Raw genomic sequence first — 18,762 nt, 5'->3', positions numbered from 1 at the left:
ATTACGCCGGAATCAGCGTCAGGCCATCGAAGTAGCCCTGAGACAGTCGCCAATAGAAACTAATCTGAAGACACGGAATGCGCGCCCATATCACTACCCTGACTTATTCTATAGATGGGTACTGGATGAGTATCAATAATCCTCATCCAGTTGATCGAGAATATTGCGTGCGACTTTAGCCTGTTCCTCATTGGCTTGGCCAAGGATCTCATACAGCAGCCCCCGGGCTTTTACCTCTTCGCCTTCATCGCGCAACGTCTGAACACGGCGCAACTTTTCATCGATGACATCATCATAAAAGCCTTCATCGTCTGACTCACCAAGATCGCCACCCTCTTCTTCCTCAGCTTCTTCCGCTTCCTGAGCTTCGATGACATCCAACTCTGCATCCAGCTCCTCAGGCGTCAAAGGTTTGAAGCGTTCCAAATCCAAGGGGGCATCATCCACATCAAATGCCGGATCAGAGACAAATGCTGCCGCTGCAGGCGCAGCTGGTGAGGGCTTTTTTGGCTCGTCAGAGGGGGCATTCACATCAGTCTGTCCTTCCTCGTCTTCTGCCTCTTCACGCCGATCCTTGTCACGTTTTATGATCCGCGAGAAGAAGACGCCAATCTCAAACAGTATCCACATTGGCAAGGCCAGCAGGGTTTGCGAAATCACATCTGGCGGTGTCAGCAACATACCCAGACAAAATGCACCCACAATGATATACGGGCGTTTTTCAACCAGCTTATCCGGCGTGGTCATGCCCATGGAAACCAAAATAATAGTGGCAATCGGCACTTCAAAGGCGAGGCCAAAGGCAAAGAACAGGCTGAGCACGAAATCGAGGTACTTGGCAATATCGGTCGCCATCACCACGCCGTCTGGCGTGGTACCCGCCATAAAGGCGAAGACCAGAGGGAATACCACAAAATAGGCGAACATGACGCCGACATAGAAGAGGAATGCGCTGGATGCGACCAGCGGTATCATCAGGCGTTTTTCATGCTTGTACAGCCCCGGTGCGATGAAAGACCAGAGCTGATAGAGGATGAACGGCATACCCAGAAAGATTGACGCCATGAGGGTCAATTTGAAGGGCGTCAGGAACGGAGAGGCCACCTCAGTGGCGATCATTGACGAGCCTTCCGGCAGATGGGCCATCAGCGGCCCGGCCACCATCACATAGATATCATTGTTGAAGTAGAACAGGCACGCAAAAATCACACCCACGGCAATCACTGCCCGCAGTAGCCGATCCCGCAACTCCAGGAGATGTGCTACAAAGGGTTGTTCGCTCAGGGCGTCTCGCACCCCGTCATTCTGTGTCGTCATGTGGTTTTTTTGATGGGACTATTTCGGAGAGTTGGCCGGCTGCTCGTCTTTTTCAGATTCATTGGCTTCCGTCTTCTCTATTTCTTGGGCCGTTTTATTGGTCTCATTAGCAAAATCACGCAGGGTACCACTGGTCTCCTCAACGATTTCGTGGAGGGGGTCCATCTGCTTTTTCTGCTCTTCAAGAATCTGTTTCAGCTCTTCAGCCTTCATCTCCTTGTCGATCTCACTTTTCAGCTGAGAGAGCATTTTGCGCCCTTTTCCCATCCACTTACCGGCAGTATAAGCCAGCTTGGGCAGACGCTCTGGCCCAACAACCACCAGCGCTACCAGTCCGATGATTGCCAACTCCCAGAAGCCGATATCAAACATAAGCTAAAATAACCTGCTACTCAGTGAGTCCGTAATGCTTCAGGATTTTTTTGAATCGGAGGACTGTTCCTTTTTGGTCACCTCACCTTCAATGATTTTCTCTTCATCAGCCTGTTCCAGTCGGGCACTGTCATCGTTCTTCTTTTCATCTGACATGGCACCCTTGAAGCCTTTCACGGCATTACCCAGGTCCGAGCCGATATTTTTGAGCCGTTTGGTTCCAAACAGCAGCAGTACAATTACCAGGACGATCAACAACTGCCAGATACTGATTCCACCAAAACCCATAATCTTCTCCACCTCAAAAGCAACGGTCCGTTTCGGAATGAACGGATGAACCTACTGAAACAATCTTCCATATCGCGGACTTCGATCCGCTAGAAGAACCTGATAATAACCGAAAATAACGCTCTGCGCAGGGTTTTTAACTGACGATCATTCGCCCCGCTGCGCCTTCTCCTCCAATCCAGACAGGCCAAAGCGTCGATCCAACTCATCCAGTACATCCTGGGGCTTTAATCCCTGATGCGCCAACAGTACCAGGGTATGAAACCAGAGATCGGCCGTTTCATAGACAATTTTTTGATTGTCCCCGTCCTTGGCGGCCATGACGGTCTCGGTCGCTTCTTCGCCGATCTTCTTTAAAATCGTATCGAGCCCCTTACTATAGAGCTTGGCCACGTAGGACGAGTCCGGGTCGGCATCTTTGCGTGATTCCAATACCGCCGACAAGCGCTCCAGCAGATCACTCATAAGCGAACCTCTACACCTTGATCGGCCATGAACCGTTTGGCCTCTTCGATACTGTATTCGGCGAAATGGAAGATACTGGCAGCGAGTACAGCATCGGCACCACCCTGCAAGACACCGTCTACCAGGTGCTGTAGATTACCCACCCCGCCCGAGGCTATCACCGGCACGGTCACGGCATCACTGATGGCCCGGGTCAGTTCCAGATCAAACCCCACCTTGGTACCGTCCCGATCCATACTGGTCAGCAGGATCTCACCGGCCCCGTACGCCACCATCTTCTGCGCCCACTCAATGGCGTCCAACCCCGTAGGCTTACGGCCACCATGGGTAAATATCTCCCACTTGGAGGGCTCGCCTTCGGCATTGGTGCGCTTCGCATCAATGGCCACAACGATACATTGGGAACCGAATCGGCTCGTGGCCTCTTTCACGAATTCCGGATTAAACACGGCAGCCGTATTGATGGCGACCTTGTCAGCACCGGCATTGAGCATGCGCCGAACGTCATCAGTGGTACGGATACCGCCACCCACAGTCAGCGGGATAAACACCTCGCTGGCCACCTGCTCCACTACGTGAACGATGGTCTCGCGGTCGTCTGAACTGGCAGTGATATCAAGAAAGGTGATCTCGTCAGCCCCTTCGCGATTATAGCGGCGGGCCACCTCAACAGGATCTCCTGCATCACGGATATCGACAAACTTGACGCCCTTTACCACGCGCCCGGCATCGACATCCAGGCAGGGTATGATTCTCTTGGCCAGCATTTCAGTAATCTCTCGAAGTATTCATGGACAACCGAGTTAGCGGCTAAGGCTATCAGCCAGCGTCTGTCCGGCAGCAAAATCCAGCGTCCCTTCATAGATGGCACGACCGGTGATTGCACCCATAATGTTCTGCGTTTCAGCCTTGCACAGCGCCTCGATATCGTCCAGATTCGTAATACCACCGGAGGCTACAATCGGGATATTGACCGCGTTAGCCAAGGCTGCCGTGGCCTCGACATTGGGGCCAGTCATCATGCCGTCACGTCCAATATCGGTATAGACGATGGCAGAGACGCCATCCTGTTCAAAGCGGCGTGACAACTCTGTCACCTCCTGATCAGTGACAGTTGCCCAGCCATCAATGGCAACCATGCCCTCTTTGGCATCCAGTCCAACGATGACGTTCCCTGGAAACGAGGCACAGGCACGGGCTACAAACTCCGGTTCTTTAACCGCCTGGGTACCGATAATGACGAAATTGACGCCAGCCTCCAGATAGGCCTGGATGGTTCTCTCATCACGGATACCGCCGCCTACCTGTATCGGCAAGTCGGGATAGGCCCTGGCAATCGCCTGAATCACCCCACCATTAACCGGTTCACCGGCAAAGGCACCGTTCAGGTCTACCAGATGCAGGCGGCGCGCCCCAGCATCCACCCAGCGACCAGCTACTTCTACAGGATCATCGGAGAAGATGGTTTCATCTTCCATACGGCCTTGGCGCAGACGCACACAGCGACCATCTTTGAGATCAATTGCGGGTATCAGTAACACAGTTCAGTACCTTTGTAAGTAGCAGCTAAAAACAGTGGGATAGCTAGATATCCCAATTGACAAAATTCTGCAGCAGACGCAGTCCTGCATCCGCGCTCTTCTCTGGATGGAACTGGGTAGCAAACAGATTATCTCGCGCAATCACGCTGGTAAACGGGATGCCGTAATCCGTAGTGCCGGCGACCAGTTCGCGATCTTCCGGGTCGACATAGTAGCTATGAACAAAATAGAAACGCGTGTCATCATCGATACCTTCCCACAGAGGATGATCCAAGGTCTGCTTGACCCTGTTCCAGCCCATTTGAGGAATCTTAAGTCGATGACCCTCCGCGTCCCTGGATTCCGGAAAGTGTTTAACCTGCCCCTCGAACAGCCCCATGAGCGGGGTACCCTGATTCTCCTCACTAAAGCGCATCAACACCTGCATGCCCATGCAGATTCCAAGAAATGGCTTGGTTTCCGCCGCTTTCAGCACGGCCCGATTCAGATGATGCTTAGAAATTGCGGCCATACAATCACGCGCCGCCCCCTGACCAGGAAAAACCACTCGATCGGCCTGCAGGATTAATTCCGGGTCATCGGTAACGTGGATCTTGTCATGCGCCCCAGCGACATGCTCAATCGCCTTCGAGACAGAGCGCAGGTTGCCCATGCCATAGTCTATGACTGCAATGGATTTCGACATATGTTTAGACTGCCAGCGTGTATTGAGATTAAAGAGAACCTTTGGTGGAGGGAATCACCCCTGCCATCCTGGGATCAGGCTCCAACGCCATGCGCAGCGCCCGACCAAAGGCCTTGAACACGGTCTCCGCAATGTGATGGCTGTTGCGGCCTTTGAGATTATCCACATGCAGGGTTACACCGGCATGGTTCACAAAGCCCTGGAAAAACTCATAGAAGAGATCGGTATCAAAGGCGCCAATCATGGCACGGGGAAAGTTCACATCGAACTCCAGCCCGGGCCGACCAGAAAAATCGAGCACAACCCGACTCAGCGCCTCGTCCAGCGGCACATAGGCGTGTCCATAACGATAGATGCCCTTTTTGTCACCGACGGCTTGTGCAACAGCCTGCCCAAGGGTGATGCCGATATCTTCGGCTGAGTGGTGGCCATCAATGTGCAGGTCTCCCTTAGAGATTACTGCAAGATCAATCAGACCGTGCCGCGCCACCTGATCCAGCATGTGCTCCAAAAAGGGCATGCCGGTGTCCAGACTCGACTCCCCCGAACCATCAAGGTTCAGGCTGACTTTAATTCGGGTCTCAAGGGTATTACGTTCGATCTCAGCTTTACGCTGCATGGGTCGACTCCAGCGGCTATAAATCGTCTCTCAGTACGATGACAGGCCATAATGTTACGGCCAAAAGGGCATTCTATGGGAAATGGCTGATTTGTCCAAGGATGGACTTATGTCGCGGGGTCATGGATGACCAGGAGCGACGGTCCAAGGACGGACTTATGTCGCGAGACTTGAAATATTTCAGACCTGCAGCCAAAAGGTAACCGGACCATCGTTAATCAAACTGACCTGCATATCGGCCCCAAACTGGCCTGTACTGACCTTATCATACAGGGTGATGGCCTGCTGGCAGAGGTAGTCGAACAAACGTGCACCTTCTTCCTGTGTCGCGGCCGAGGAGAAGCCGGGGCGCGTCCCTTTATGCGTATCGGCGGCGAGGGTAAATTGAGGCACCAGCAGCAAACCGCCCTGAATATCCCGCAGGCTGAGATTCATGCGGTCATCCGCATCTGGAAACACCCGATAACCCAGCAGACGTTCCAATAGTCTATCAGACTTTTGGGTGCTATCTTCCCGCTCAACACCGACCAAAACCAGTAATCCCTGGTTGATTTCAGCAACTCGCTGACCGGATATATCGACAGAGGCCGATGAAACACGCTGAAGAAGTCCTATCATGCTGATATACTTACACTATTTTTTATATTACACGGAAATTTAAGGGAATACTAAACCAAGTACAGGCTTTACTTTCTTCAGATTTATCCTACAAAACCCCGAGATTCAACGCACAACTTAGACAGGGAAAGCATGGCAATCTATACCTGTCGCCAAACAACGGATACCCATGGACCGGCCCACTTCTCACGGATGATTCCACGGACTGGAACCCTTTGCCAACCAAGCCCGGCGACATGCCCCGACAGCAAGGATTGCTGCCGGGGTTTTTTATTGGACGCTATTAATCTGAACTCGTGGTCCTTGATGCCCGTTTCCGCTCATGCTCTTTCAGATGACGCTTACGAATACGGATCGCACTGGGCGTTATTTCGACCAGTTCGTCCTCTTCAATAAACTCAAGCGCTTGCTCAAGGGAGAAGCGAACAGGCGGGGTCAATACGATATTTTCATCGTTACCAGCCGCGCGAATATTATTCAGCTGCTTGCCCTTAATCGGATTGACAGTCAAGTCATTGGCCCGGGAATGTATGCCGATCACCTGGCCTTCGTAGACAGCCATGCCATGCTCGGTAAACAGACGTCCCCGCTCCTGCAGGTTGAACAGAGCATAACCCAGCGCCTTGCCCGTAGAATTGGAAATCATCACACCATTGTTGCGTGGTGCGATACCACCATGTTGGGCAGGGCCATAGTGGTCAAACACATGGTAGATCAATCCTGAGCCAGAGGTCAGGGTCATAAACTCGGTCTGAAAGCCAATCAGGCCTCTGGATGGAATGACATAGTCCAGACGCACACGGCCTTTCCCATCTGGAACCATATCTGTCAGGTCACCCTTACGGCTTCCCAGGGCCTCCATGATGCCGCCCTGGTCTTCTTCTTCCACATCGACGGTCAACTGCTCGTAAGGCTCACAGACTTCACCATCTACTTCACGGAAGATAACTTCAGGACGAGATACCGCCATCTCAAAACCTTCACGTCGCATCGTCTCCAACAAAATAGAGAGATGCAGCTCACCACGACCGGAGACCTTGAACTTCTCAGGGTCGGTACCCTCCTCCACGCGCAGTGCTACGTTGTGAATCAACTCCCGCTCCAGTCGATCCTTCAGCTGCCGGGAAGTCAGGTATTTGCCCTCTTTTCCAGCAAAGGGTGAGGTATTCACCTGAAAGGTCATGCTGACTGTCGGCTCATCCACTGTCAGCGGCGGCATGATCTCCGCATGCTCGGGATCACACAAGGTATCCGATACATTGGGTGCCGCAATACCGGAAAGCGCCACGATATCACCGGCTGAAGCACTCTCTACCTCGACCCGATCAAGCCCGATGAAACCGAACACCTTGCCGATCTTTTCCCGCCGTTGATCACCATCACGGGTAATCAGCGTGATGGGCATATTCTTACGCACGGTTCCGCGTGTAATACGGCCGACAGCGATAGCACCCAGATAGCTGTTGTAGGCCAGCGTAGAGACCTGCATTTTAAAGGGACCGTCTACATCAACATCCGGCGCACTACAGTTGTTGACGATGGCCTCAAATAACGGCGTCATATCGCCCTCACGGACATCACTCTCAGCACCGGCAAAACCATTGATGGCAGAGGCATAAATAACCGGAAAGTCGAGCTGCTCATCCGTGGCGCCGAGACGATCAAACAGTTCAAACGTCTGATCAACAACCCAATCTGGCCGCGCACCATCTCGATCAATCTTGTTGACGACGACAATCGGCTTCAGCCCATGCTGAAAGGCCTTCTGGGTAACAAATCGGGTCTGCGGCATCGGCCCTTCAACGGCATCAACCAGGAGCAGCACCGAATCCACCATCGAGAGAACCCGTTCAACTTCGCCACCAAAATCGGCATGCCCCGGGGTATCGACTATATTAATACGGTAGTCATTCCAAGTAATCGATGTATTCTTGGAAAGGATGGTGATTCCCCGCTCCTTTTCCAGATCGTTGGAATCCATCAACCGCTCTACAGGTCCGAAGCGGTCGCCAAGCGTACCCGACTGCTGTAAAAGCTTGTCAACCAGGGTGGTTTTGCCATGATCAACGTGGGCAATGATGGCAATGTTTCGTAACTGTTTCATGATCGGGACCGCAATCCAAGGTAGGTTTAAAGGCGGCGCATTATATACACATTCCTCTTTTCTAGCTCATCAATCGTAACAATGGCCCATTTTTTTATCCTTCAACACCATAAATCAGTAACTTAGCGATACTTCGTGAGACAAAGCATGCAACAAAAGTGACATCCATCTGTCACAAAAGTGGTTTATCGGTTACTCACAGATCCTGTGGATAACTTTGTGGACAAATTCTGATTAAACCGCCTGAACCCGCCAAAATACTACATTCCTGTTAGATTGATAATTTTTCATACAATTAATAATCTCCTTTATAAACAGAATGTTATAATTTTTACTCACAGAGGGCGATTGGCTGTTGACATCAGATTTTAACTACGGTAACGATTGTCTATAAGTGTGTATAACAGGTCGAAATAGGGTTGAATGTCGATTAATTTGTGATCTTCGACTTGGACAGTGAGTAGGCGATCTGAAAGAATGCGGCATAATTTTTACACCAACATTGAGGTAAGCGTGAAAAAACTCCTGATCACTCTGACACTGCTGACAGCCGTTACTCATCTGCAGGCAGAGACCCGTTACGTAACCGACCAGTTCAAGGTCACCTTACGTTCCGGCGAAAGTTCAACCCACAAAATCACCCGCATGTTACCCAGCGGATACGATGTTGAACTGATTAGCACGAATAACGAAACCGGTTATTCGCTGGTCAAAACCAAGGACGGCACCACCGGTTACATCCTTACCAGGCAACTGATGCCGATTCCCAGCGCACGGGATCGCCTGGTGAATGCCGAGGCCAAACTGGCCCAGTTACAGGAGGAGCCCGGCCGTCTGAGTGCACGACTGAGCAAGTTGCAGGATGATTTCAAGGCCCTTACCAGCGAGCATAGCAAACTGCAACAGGAGAAGCAGAAGCTCGATGAGGAGCTGCAAGCCATCACCCGAACCGCTGCCAATGCCGTGCGCATTTCCAATGAGCGCAATGATCTGCGCAAGCAGGTAGCCACGCTGACGAGGGAAGCCGAGGACCTGAAGCAGGAAAACCGTGAACTGAGCAACGACAGCAATCAGCGTTGGTTCCTGATCGGCGGCGGTGTCGTGGTAGGCGGTATTATTCTTGGACTGATCCTGCCAAGCCTGCGTGTACGTAAACGCAAAAGCTCCTGGGGTTCGCTCTAACTTTTGAGATAGCGGGTGTCGTAAACCAAGGAGTCGGAGTCAAGCCACACAGCGAAGTGATTAAAACCCACACCGTTACACGGATTGACTCCGACTCCCAGCACTACAACCCTCTATAGCGAGTTAACGTTTCAGCTGACTCAAATCACGTACCGCACCGCGTGCCGCACTGGTAGTCAATGCGGCATACGCTTGCAGTGCCTGTGAAACCACACGCTCACGCCCAATGGGTAACCAGGCTTGCTCACCCTTGGTCTCCATCGCCACTCTGCGCGCAGAGAGATCGGCCTCACTGATGGCCAGATTGATGGTACGCCCCGGGATATCAATCTCGATCAGATCACCCTCCTCCACCAGGCCAATGTTGCCACCCTCTGCCGCTTCGGGAGAGCAGTGACCGATGGAGAGGCCGGAAGTACCGCCAGAAAAACGACCATCGGTGATCAAGGCACAGGCCTTGCCCAGGTCTTTTGATTTCAGGTAGCTGGTGGGATAGAGCATCTCCTGCATACCGGGACCGCCTTTGGGGCCTTCATAGCGAATCAATACCACATCACCCGGTTTAATCTGATCATTCAGAATCGCTTCGACTGCAGCATCCTGACTCTCAAAAATACGCGCAGGACCACTGAACTTGAGGATCGACTCATCCACACCGGCCGTCTTCACAATACAGCCCGCTTCAGCCAGATTGCCGTACAGCACAGCTAAACCACCGTCCTGACTATAGGCATGCTCGATGCTGCGGATACAACCCTTTTCACGATCGACATCCAGGCTAGGCCAGCGTGTCTCCTGACTGAACGCAGTCTGGGTTGGTATACCGGCGGGACCCGCAAGATAACGGCTGAGCGCCGTCTCATCCTGGGTTCTGCCAATGTCCCATTTCTCAATCGCCTGCCCCAGGGTGCCACTGTGCACGCTGCCGGCATCGGTATGGATCAGACCACCCTTGGCCAATTCACCCAGGATACTGATGACACCACCGGCACGATGCACATCTTCCATGTGATAGAGCTGGGTGGAGGGGGCCACCTTACTCAGATGCGGGACCTTACGTGACAGCCGATCGATATCGGCCATGGTGAAATCCACTTCGCCTTCATGGGCTGCTGCCAGCAGATGCAACACGGTATTGGTAGAACCCCCCATGGCAATATCCAGGCACATGGCATTCTCAAAGGCCTTAAAGCTGGCGATAGACCGGGGCAACACTGCCACCTCATCCTGCTCGTAATAGCGGCGGGCGATATCCACTACCAGGCGACCCGCCTCCAGGAACAGGTCACGGCGATCAGCATGGGTCGCCAGCAGCGAACCATTGCCCGGCAGGCTCAACCCCAGCGCCTCGGTCAGGCAGTTCATGGAGTTGGCGGTAAACATGCCGGAACAAGAGCCGCAGGTAGGGCAGGCTGAACGCTCAACAGCGGCCACATCCTCATCAGATTCTTTATCATCTACCGCCATCACCATGGCATCCACCAGATCCAGCTTCAGATCCTTGCCATGCAGGCGTGTCTTGCCCGATTCCATCGGACCACCAGAGACAAACACGACAGGAATATTCAGGCGCAGGGCAGCCATCAACATGCCCGGGGTGATCTTGTCGCAGTTGGAGATACAGACCATGGCATCGGCACAGTGGGCGTTGACCATATACTCTACGGAATCCGCAATGATGTCGCGGGACGGCAGTGAATAGAGCATGCCGCCATGGCCCATCGCAATACCGTCATCCACGGCGATGGTATTGAACTCTTTCGCCACACCACCGGCTTTCTCAATCTCTCGCGCCACCAACTGCCCCATATCTTTCAGATGAACGTGGCCCGGTACAAATTGGGTGAATGAATTGACGACAGCGATGATCGGCTTATCGAAATCCCCGTCTTTCATTCCGGTGGCACGCCACAGGGCGCGCGCTCCGGCCATGTTGCGTCCATGGGTGGTAGTACGGGAACGGTATTGGGGCATGATCCTCTCCAGCTTGTGTTAAATCAGGAAGTAATCAGTCAATTATCCACCATTTGTTGCTTTACAGCACCCCCCAGCATCAGGGGTTATAGGTAATGCGATAAATCAACCCGGCATGATCATCTGAGACCAGTAATGAACCGTCTGGCATCTCCAACAGGTCAACTGGCCGACCGCTCACCGCACCACCAGTTCCGAGCCAGCCCGTCGCGAAGGGCTCATAGGACTTAACCTCACCTGACTCGATTCGCGCCAACCCTATCCGATAGCCAACCGGTTCACTTCGATTCCAGGAACCGTGCTCCGCCACGAATAGCTGACCCTGGTATTTTGCTGGAAACTGCTTTCCCGTATAGAAACGTATTCCCAACGGGGCGACATGCGCACCAAGCGTTAAAGCTGGCGGAGTAAAATCTTCGCAAGGCCGTAGCATGCCAAATTCAGGATCGGCCAGATAACCGGCGTGACAATAGGGATAGCCGAAGTGTAAACGGGGCGATTCAGCGCGATTAATCTCATCCGGAGGCAGGTCATCACCCAGCCAATCTCTCCCGTTATCGCTGAACCAGAGATCACCTGTTCCGGGCGCCCAGTCAAAGCCTACGGAGTTGCGAACGCCTTCGGCAAACAGCTCCCGTCCTTTTCCATCAGGACGCATACGGATAATCGTGCCGTAACCCGGCTCATTACAAATATTACAAGGCGCACCAATGGAGACATACAGCAACCCATCGGGTCCAAAGGCGATATAACGCCAGCCATGATGCCTTTCCGTAGGGAGCTTGGCGATCTCCACCGGGGCTGGAGGATTGTGCAACCGACCCTCAATGCCGTCGAAACGGGTAATGCGGTGATTCTCCGCCACATAAAGTGCACCTTCATGGAAGGCAATACCGTTGGGCATACGCAACCCCTCAGCAAGCAACACCGGACGCGAGAACTTGCCATCTCCCTTCTCATCGCGTGCGGCATAGAGCTTTCCCGCCCTTCGGGTTGAGATAAACAGCGTTTTCTGATCACCAAGCGCCAAGGAGCGGGCATCCGGCACACCCTCCAAAGCTACGGTGATCTGGAAACCATTAGGGAGTGTTATAGCTGCCGATGCACCAGCGATCTGCTGCCACCCAGACAAGAGAAAAAGGAAAACCAATACTATAAGTTTCATAGACGGATCCTGTGCATGCAATAATTAAATAGCATAGTCGATTCCATTTCGGGTGATAATTTAGGACTATAATCCAAACACTACTCATGCACTGTTCAATACTATGACGACAAAAAGCGAACGTACTCAGCAGAGAATCATTGATGCCGCCAATCAGCTCTTCTACCGGAAGGGCTATAACCGCACCTCATTTACCGATGTGGTGGATGAGGCCGAAGTGCCTCGCGGCAACATCTACTATTATTTCAAGACCAAGGAGGAGATGTTGCAAGCCGTAATAAAGCATCGCCTGGAGACCACCAAGGTGATGCTTGCTGATTGGGATAAGAGCATCAAGACACCGCTCGATCGACTGGAGCGGTTTGTACAGATCATGTATGACAGCACACCGGCCCTGTTGCGCTCAGGTTGTCCAATGGGTTCACTCAATGTCGAGTTGGGCAAAGATCAACCGGAACTGAAGAGCGATGCCAAGCAACTGTTCGATATGTTTCAGCTATGGCTGGCAAAACAGTTCGCCCAGATGGGCTACCCCGAAGAGGCGCGTGAACTCTCCCTCGAACTACTGGCCAGGGGGCAAGGAATTATTGTCATCGCCCAAGTCTATCAGGATCCCGGCTTTCTGGAGCGTGGAACCAAAGAGATCAACCGCTGGCTGGAAAATCTCGATCGCTACGCCTGATAAAAGATCCCCGAAGAAGATCGACACCCTTTAAACCATCCACAACCTGTAAGAGTCATTATGTCCGCACCCGCCCTGATTCCAATGATTGAACAGCTGATCGCTGCACCCTCTGTCAGCAGTATCAGTCCTCAGTGGGACCAGACCAATGAGCAAGTCATTCAGCATCTGGCGGACTGGTGTCGTAGCGCCGGATTTAGCGTTGAGGTACTGCCTATCCCCGGTCTGTCGGGTAAGTACAACCTGGTCGCCAGCGCCGGCAAAGGCCCAGATGGCCTGGTACTGTCAGGCCATACGGATACCGTCCCTTACGACGAAAATCGCTGGCAGACAGACCCGTTCAAACTCATCGAACGGGACAATCGTCTCTACGGGCTGGGCACCTCCGACATGAAGGCCTTCTTTGCCCTGGTGCTGGAATCGGTACGTGACCTGGACCTGACAAAGCTCAAGCACCCACTGACACTGCTGGCAACGGCCGATGAAGAGAGCACCATGTGTGGCGCACAAGCACTGGTCGATACCCATCGTCGACTGGGTCGCCATGCGGTAATCGGTGAACCGACTGGACTCAAGCCCATCCGCATGCACAAAGGGATCACCATGGAGGTTATACGGCTGCATGGTCGCTCCGGGCACTCCAGTAACCCCGCACTGGGTGTCAATGCAATGGAGGGGATGTACCGGGTGATCGGTGACATCCTGCAATGGCGCGACGAATTACAGGCACGCTATCGCAATCCCCTGTTTGAGGTGGAAGTGCCCACCCTCAATCTGGGGCATATCCATGGCGGCGACAATCCGAATCGCATCTGTGCCAGCTGTGAACTACAGATAGACCTGCGCCCGCTTCCGGGTATGGCACTGCAGAGCCTGCACGAAGAGTTGCAACAGCGGCTGGAAAAGTTGATGGCCGGCAGTGAACTGCGCCTGGAGATCTTCACGCCCTTCCCCGGCGTCCCCTCAATGGAGACTGCGGCCGATACTGAAATTGTACAGACAGCAGAAAGACTCACCGGACACAGCGCGGCATCGGTCGCCTTTGGTACAGAGGCTCCGTTCCTGCAACAGCTCGGCATGGACACCCTGATTCTGGGTCCAGGTGATATTGACCAAGCCCATCAGCCCAATGAATTTCTTGGCCTGGAGCGCATCCAGCCGATGATTAAAGTGTTACGAGATCTTATTCGACACTTCTGTTTGTAAACATCTACTCAGTGGCGCTTAAAGCTTTCTGGAAGTGTCAATTGCGCCCCAGGCTTCAAACCGTAGCGGTTAAACCAGTCACGGTTCATCTCGAGGACATAGAAGGTTTCTGGCGGTGAATGGTACAACTGTTTTCCACCATCCGGCAGCATCTGCGTTGTCGCCAGTAACTCGCCCTGTTTATTAAAATAGCCCACATCCAATGGGATCAAGGTATTAAGCATCCAGAGACTCACCTGCTGCGGTTTTTCAAATACCATCAGCAATCCCTGATCTTTTTCCAATTGCTGCCGATACATCAATCCCTGCTCCCTTTGTTCCGGTGTAACGGCCAGCTCAACATAGGCGTTGATATTGTTTACCTGGATTGTCCCTAACTGGGGAGAACTGCATCCTGACAATAGGAATAACAGTAAAACTATGTATTTTTTCACGATTTTTTCAGCAACCGGCCTTTAACCGCTCGAATTATTCTGTAATGGGGTTTACATTATGGAGCACAGAAGAGCCTGGTTTTCAGACTCGTCTATAGATTAAACGGGAACTGCGCGAGTGGCAAAAAACAGAAAAAAGGCACACGACCCCTTCGTTGATTGGTTTCGTAACTCTTCGCCCTATATCCATGCCCATCGTGGCAAGACGGTGGTCATTGTCTTTGGTGGTGAAGCGGTTGCTGATCAGAGTTTTGCTGATCTCATTCACGATATCTCACTGATGCATGGACTTGGGCTGAAACTGGTCCTGGTACATGGCGCCCGGCCCCAGATCGAAGAACGTTTAGGTCTGCATCAAGCCGAGATGCAATACATCAATGGCTTACGGGTCACTGATGAAGCCGCACTGGCCTGTGTGAAAGATGCCACAGGTGCCGTGCGGGTAGAGATTGAAGCACGCCTATCCATGGGTTTGGCCAACTCTCCGATGGCCGGGGTACATATTCGGGTAGTCTCTGGCAATTTTGTCACGGCAAAACCGATCGGCATTCGGGATGGCGTTGATTACGGCCACACCGGGGTCGTAAGACGTATCGACGCGGATGCCATTCGGCGCGTCGTGGATGCTGGCGCTATTGCACTCATCCCCTCACTGGGTTACTCACCGACCGGTGAGGTGTTCAACCTCAGTGCAGCCGATGTAGCCAGTTCCGTATCCATCGCAATGGGTGCCGATAAGCTCATCATGCTGACCGAAGGAAAGGGCGTGACCAACACCCGGGGCAAGGTACTGACCAACGTCATTCCCCGTGAAGTGGAAGTGCTCTTGGCGCGGCGTAAAAATTTGCCTGAGGAGCTGGTACAACAGTTGAATCATGCCGTCAAGGCTTGCAGGGGCGGGGTAAAACGGACCCACCTGATCGGCCGCCATATGGACGGGGCGCTGCTTAAGGAGCTGTTTACCCGCAATGGTGCTGGCACACTATTGACAGCAGAACCCTATGAAGAGATACGCAATGCCCGGATTGATGATATCGGCGGTATCCTGGAACTGCTTGGTCCACTGGAGGCCGAAGGCACACTGGTGAGACGTTCTCGTGATCTATTGGAAACCGAGATCGAGCGCTTCACTGTCGTCGAACTGGACGGCATGATTATCGGCTGTGCCTCCCTGCACACTTACCCTCAGGACAGGATCGCTGAGCTGGCAGGTGTCGCCGTACATTCGGACTATCGCAATAGCGGTCGCGGTGACGCCTTGCTTGAGCATATGGAGAAACGGGCACTTGCTTCAGGCATCGACCGGCTATTCGTGCTCACCACCCAGACAGCACACTGGTTCAGAGAACGGGGCTTCCTGCCGTCTCAGGTCAGCACGCTACCGATGGCCAAGCGGGAGATGTACAACTACCAGCGCAACTCCAAAGTCTTTATCAAGGGGTTGTAAACAGAATGGCCCACGGATCCAGAACGGCGGTTATAACCGCCATCATCTCCAATAGTATTGTCACGGTCATCAAATTTTTCGCCGCCATGATCAGTGGCTCAGCCGCGATGATGAACGAGTCCGTCCATTCGTTGATGGATACGCTCAACCAGGGCTTTCTGCTGATCGGCCTGCGTGAAGGTGGGCGCCCTGCCGATAACCGTTATGCTTTTGGTCATGGACAGAAAAAGTATCTGTGGAACCTCTGGAGCGCCATAGGACTTTTCTCCATTGGATCCGGACTTGGACTCTCTCATGCCTGGCACTCCTGGCACGACCTGGGTACCAAGGTCGCGAGTGAACCCTCTATCTTTATGGGGCTCACGCTCAACCCGCTCTGGATCAACTTGGCGGTGCTGGCTATCGCCTTCCTACTGGAGGGGTACTCTTTTTTGGTGGCCCTGAAGGCCTATCTGATAAAGATGCACAACGCGGGGAAAAGTAATCCGTTCAGTTTTCTTCTCGAAGCCGACGATCCAACCCTGGTGGCCGTGGTACTGGAGGATTCCGTCGCCATGCTTGGCCTGGCGTTCGCAGCGCTCGGTGTCGGTTTGACCGCGTTCACTGGTAACGGCATCTGGGATGTCAGCTTCTCAGCGCTTATTGCAATCACGCTGGGAATGATCGCCTTCTATCTAGGCTTTACCAACATGCGTTTCCTCGCTGATTTACGTGATAGTGAGGCAGAGGCAACCTTTCTCCGGGTCACCAAGAAACATCATCAGGTCGAGCGCTGTCATGACCTTCGTTCGATCATCATTGATGAAACCAACACCATACTGGTCGCCGAGATCGAACTGCGTGAAGAGGCGGTAGTGCCCGGTCTGCACGAACGTATCCAGGCAGAGCGCGAAGCCATATTGAGCCAGCTGCCATCCAAAAAACGTAACGATGCCAAGCTACACTGTTACGCAGCAGCCCGCGCTTCAGTGATCGTTACACTCCAGCGTACAGAAGAGATCATTGACGAGCTGGAAACCGCGGTAAAAAAAGCACTGCCCAGGGTGAGTCATGTCACTATTGAAGTCGAAGGCATCGCCACATTAGCCGAGATTCCTGACGAACCGCCACCGTAAAACCGACAAACTTCGGCACTGCCATACCGAGGAGTCTGCAACTACCCTACCTCAACGGCTGTCATATTAGGATTGCCTGCTGATAATCTCATCCGCACAGCAGGCCATTTTACTCTTCGGCGAAGTTCGATGAATCAAAGATAGAAGCAAAAAAATGACTGAACTCGAAACAGCTCCCACTCAAACCGCCCTACTTGATCAGGTCATCTCCGACCTGGAAGCCGGTAGACAGGAAGAGCTGACCGCAACCCTGCTGGCCACCCATCCGGCAGAAGTAGCCAATCTGCTGGAATCACTCCCGCCTGAGCAGCGGAGCGAATTGTGGGATGTAGTCCCCGTCGCCCAAGAGAGTGAAGTCCTCTCATTTCTGCATGACGAAGCCCGTACCACCATTGTCGACGAAATGGATGAGGGTGAGTTGGTCGCCGCTGCCGAATCAATGGCGCCCGAGGATCTGGCCGAGTTCATCGATGAATTACCGGAAGACCTGACCAACGCGCTGCTGATCTCCATGGATGCTGATCACCGAAAACGCCTGGACAGCGTCCTCACCTTTGAGGAGGCGAGTGCCGGCCGCCTGATGAGCACCGACGTCATCAGCGTACGTAAAGACGTTTCCATTGCGGTTGTTCTGCGCTGGTTAAGAAGACATGAATCTCTACCGCCCCATACAGACAGCTTGATGGTGATCGATGATGAAGGACTTTATCTCGGCAAGCTGGATGTGGCTGATGTACTGACCAGTAATCCAGAAACCGAAGTGGAAGCGATCATGCAACCCGAGGCGGCCACTGTTCGGGACAATCTCAGCGAACATGATGTGGCCGCTCTGTTTGAGCGACGCGATCTGATCTCGGTGGCCGTGCTGGATAGTGCGGGAAAACTGCTCGGACGCATCACCATCGACGATATTGTTGACGTTATCCGTGAAGAGTCTGACCGCGCCCTGCTGCGCAGTGCCGGCTTGAATGATGAAGAGGATATGTTTGCACCAGTATTGCCCAGCGCCAGACGGCGGGGCGTGTGGCTGGGTATCAATCTGATCACCGTATTCATCGCCGCCTGGGTGATTGGCCGGTTTGAAGAGGCGCTGGAGCAGATTGTTGCCCTGGCTGTTTTACTGCCGATCGTAGCCAGTATGGGTGGAATAGCCGGTAGTCAGACACTGACCCTGACGATTCGCGCTCTGGCGCTTAACCAGATCGCCAACGCCAACGTACGCTGGCTGTTAACCAAAGAAGTTCTGGTCGGCGCCGTGAATGGCATGGTGTGGGCGGTCGTAGTAGCGCTGGTCACTTACCTCTGGTTTGGCAACATAGGGATTGCGCTGATCATCGGCATAGCCCTGATCCTAAATCTGCTCGCCGCCGCATTATCGGGTATTGTCATTCCCCTGCTGCTTAACCGCTGGGGTATCGATCCCGCGCTCTCTGGCGCCGTGATCCTGACGACTGTAACCGATGTAATCGGCTTTCTCAGTTTCCTTGGACTCGCAACACTGTTTCTGATCTAGACCGTTTGCTCCTTCTTCTACACTATGTAGTGATG

Annotated in this window: 19 protein-coding genes; 6 read left to right on the top strand and 13 right to left on the bottom strand. The window is 53.1% G+C overall.

The annotated features are described in order from the left end of the window. Positions 1-132 precede the first annotated feature (132 nt). The 10 genes from tatC to typA form a co-directional block, all read right to left on the bottom strand. On the bottom strand, positions 133-1,317 hold the full coding sequence (gene tatC / locus FHP88_RS01815) for a twin-arginine translocase subunit TatC (protein ID WP_144357274.1): 1,185 nt from the start codon (positions 1,315-1,317) through the stop codon (positions 133-135). 18 nt (positions 1,318-1,335) lie between these two features. Then, positions 1,336-1,689, bottom strand: coding sequence for a Sec-independent protein translocase protein TatB (tatB, locus tag FHP88_RS01810; protein WP_144357273.1), 354 nt, complete (start codon positions 1,687-1,689; stop codon positions 1,336-1,338). 39 nt (positions 1,690-1,728) lie between these two features. Then, positions 1,729-1,977 (bottom strand): Sec-independent protein translocase subunit TatA, encoded by a 249-nt coding sequence (tatA, locus tag FHP88_RS01805; RefSeq protein ID WP_144357272.1) that lies wholly within the window; start codon positions 1,975-1,977, stop codon positions 1,729-1,731. 147 nt (positions 1,978-2,124) lie between these two features. Further along, on the bottom strand, positions 2,125-2,442 hold the full coding sequence (locus tag FHP88_RS01800) for a phosphoribosyl-ATP diphosphatase (RefSeq protein WP_144357271.1): 318 nt from the start codon (positions 2,440-2,442) through the stop codon (positions 2,125-2,127). Further along, positions 2,439-3,209 (bottom strand): imidazole glycerol phosphate synthase subunit HisF, encoded by a 771-nt coding sequence (gene hisF, locus FHP88_RS01795; protein ID WP_144357270.1) that lies wholly within the window; start codon positions 3,207-3,209, stop codon positions 2,439-2,441. Before hisF ends, FHP88_RS01800 begins: the two co-directional genes overlap by 4 nt. 36 nt (positions 3,210-3,245) lie before the next feature. Beyond that, positions 3,246-3,983: a 1-(5-phosphoribosyl)-5-[(5-phosphoribosylamino)methylideneamino]imidazole-4-carboxamide isomerase gene (gene hisA / locus FHP88_RS01790; RefSeq protein WP_144357269.1), complete on the bottom strand. Its 738-nt coding sequence runs from the start codon at positions 3,981-3,983 to the stop codon at positions 3,246-3,248. Between the two features lie 43 nt (positions 3,984-4,026). Beyond that, complete coding sequence (hisH, locus tag FHP88_RS01785) at positions 4,027-4,668, bottom strand: imidazole glycerol phosphate synthase subunit HisH (RefSeq protein ID WP_144357268.1); 642 nt, start codon at positions 4,666-4,668, stop codon at positions 4,027-4,029. Positions 4,669-4,696: 28 nt separating this feature from the next. Then, entirely contained in the window at positions 4,697-5,287 is a 591-nt protein-coding gene (hisB, locus tag FHP88_RS01780) for an imidazoleglycerol-phosphate dehydratase HisB (RefSeq protein WP_144357267.1), read from the bottom strand. A 180-nt stretch (positions 5,288-5,467) separates the two neighbouring features. Then, the gene (gene dtd / locus FHP88_RS01775; protein WP_144357266.1) at positions 5,468-5,905 is read right to left on the bottom strand and encodes a D-aminoacyl-tRNA deacylase; all 438 of its coding nucleotides are present in this window, start codon (positions 5,903-5,905) and stop codon (positions 5,468-5,470) included. 283 nt (positions 5,906-6,188) lie between these two features. Continuing rightward, complete coding sequence (gene typA / locus FHP88_RS01770) at positions 6,189-8,012, bottom strand: translational GTPase TypA (RefSeq protein ID WP_144357265.1); 1,824 nt, start codon at positions 8,010-8,012, stop codon at positions 6,189-6,191. A 510-nt stretch (positions 8,013-8,522) separates the two neighbouring features. Between typA and FHP88_RS01765 the strand changes: the two genes are divergently transcribed. Then, on the top strand, positions 8,523-9,191 hold the full coding sequence (locus tag FHP88_RS01765) for a TIGR04211 family SH3 domain-containing protein (RefSeq protein ID WP_260843129.1): 669 nt from the start codon (positions 8,523-8,525) through the stop codon (positions 9,189-9,191). 123 nt (positions 9,192-9,314) lie between these two features. Here FHP88_RS01765 and ilvD read toward each other — a convergent pair whose 3' ends face one another. Then, positions 9,315-11,165, bottom strand: coding sequence for a dihydroxy-acid dehydratase (gene ilvD / locus FHP88_RS01760; RefSeq protein WP_144357263.1), 1,851 nt, complete (start codon positions 11,163-11,165; stop codon positions 9,315-9,317). A gap of 79 nt (positions 11,166-11,244) precedes the next feature. Then, positions 11,245-12,330, bottom strand: a complete 1,086-nt coding sequence (locus tag FHP88_RS01755; RefSeq protein ID WP_144357262.1) for a PQQ-dependent sugar dehydrogenase — start codon at positions 12,328-12,330, stop codon at positions 11,245-11,247. 103 nt (positions 12,331-12,433) lie between these two features. Here FHP88_RS01755 and FHP88_RS01750 point away from each other — a divergent pair, with 103 nt between their 5' ends. Together FHP88_RS01750 and argE are read left to right on the top strand one after the other, a co-directional pair. Next, positions 12,434-13,012 carry a TetR/AcrR family transcriptional regulator gene (locus tag FHP88_RS01750; RefSeq protein WP_144357261.1) on the top strand — a complete coding sequence of 193 codons (579 nt, stop codon included), beginning with the start codon at positions 12,434-12,436 and terminating at the stop codon, positions 13,010-13,012. A gap of 60 nt (positions 13,013-13,072) precedes the next feature. Further along, a complete protein-coding gene (argE, locus tag FHP88_RS01745) occupies positions 13,073-14,218 on the top strand; it encodes an acetylornithine deacetylase (protein WP_144357260.1) in 1,146 nt (381 codons plus the stop codon). A gap of 8 nt (positions 14,219-14,226) precedes the next feature. Here the strand turns inward: argE and FHP88_RS01740 are convergent, their stop codons facing one another. Then, the gene (locus tag FHP88_RS01740) at positions 14,227-14,652 is read right to left on the bottom strand and encodes a DUF192 domain-containing protein (RefSeq protein WP_260843128.1); all 426 of its coding nucleotides are present in this window, start codon (positions 14,650-14,652) and stop codon (positions 14,227-14,229) included. A 118-nt stretch (positions 14,653-14,770) separates the two neighbouring features. Here FHP88_RS01740 and argA point away from each other — a divergent pair, with 118 nt between their 5' ends. The 3 genes from argA (at position 14,771) to mgtE (ending at position 18,727) form a co-directional block, all read left to right on the top strand. Next, positions 14,771-16,099: an amino-acid N-acetyltransferase gene (argA, locus tag FHP88_RS01735; protein WP_144357258.1), complete on the top strand. Its 1,329-nt coding sequence runs from the start codon at positions 14,771-14,773 to the stop codon at positions 16,097-16,099. 5 nt (positions 16,100-16,104) lie between these two features. Next, positions 16,105-17,214: a cation diffusion facilitator family transporter gene (locus FHP88_RS01730; RefSeq protein ID WP_144357257.1), complete on the top strand. Its 1,110-nt coding sequence runs from the start codon at positions 16,105-16,107 to the stop codon at positions 17,212-17,214. Positions 17,215-17,368: 154 nt separating this feature from the next. Beyond that, on the top strand, positions 17,369-18,727 hold the full coding sequence (gene mgtE / locus FHP88_RS01725; RefSeq protein WP_144357256.1) for a magnesium transporter: 1,359 nt from the start codon (positions 17,369-17,371) through the stop codon (positions 18,725-18,727). Positions 18,728-18,762 lie beyond the last annotated feature (35 nt).

Source organism: Sedimenticola selenatireducens, from assembly GCF_007625115.1.
Lineage (GTDB): Bacteria > Pseudomonadota > Gammaproteobacteria > Chromatiales > Chromatiaceae > Sedimenticola > Sedimenticola selenatireducens_A.
The sequence above is the reverse complement of the archived record's forward strand: the minus strand, read 5'-3'. Positions and strand labels throughout refer to the sequence as shown.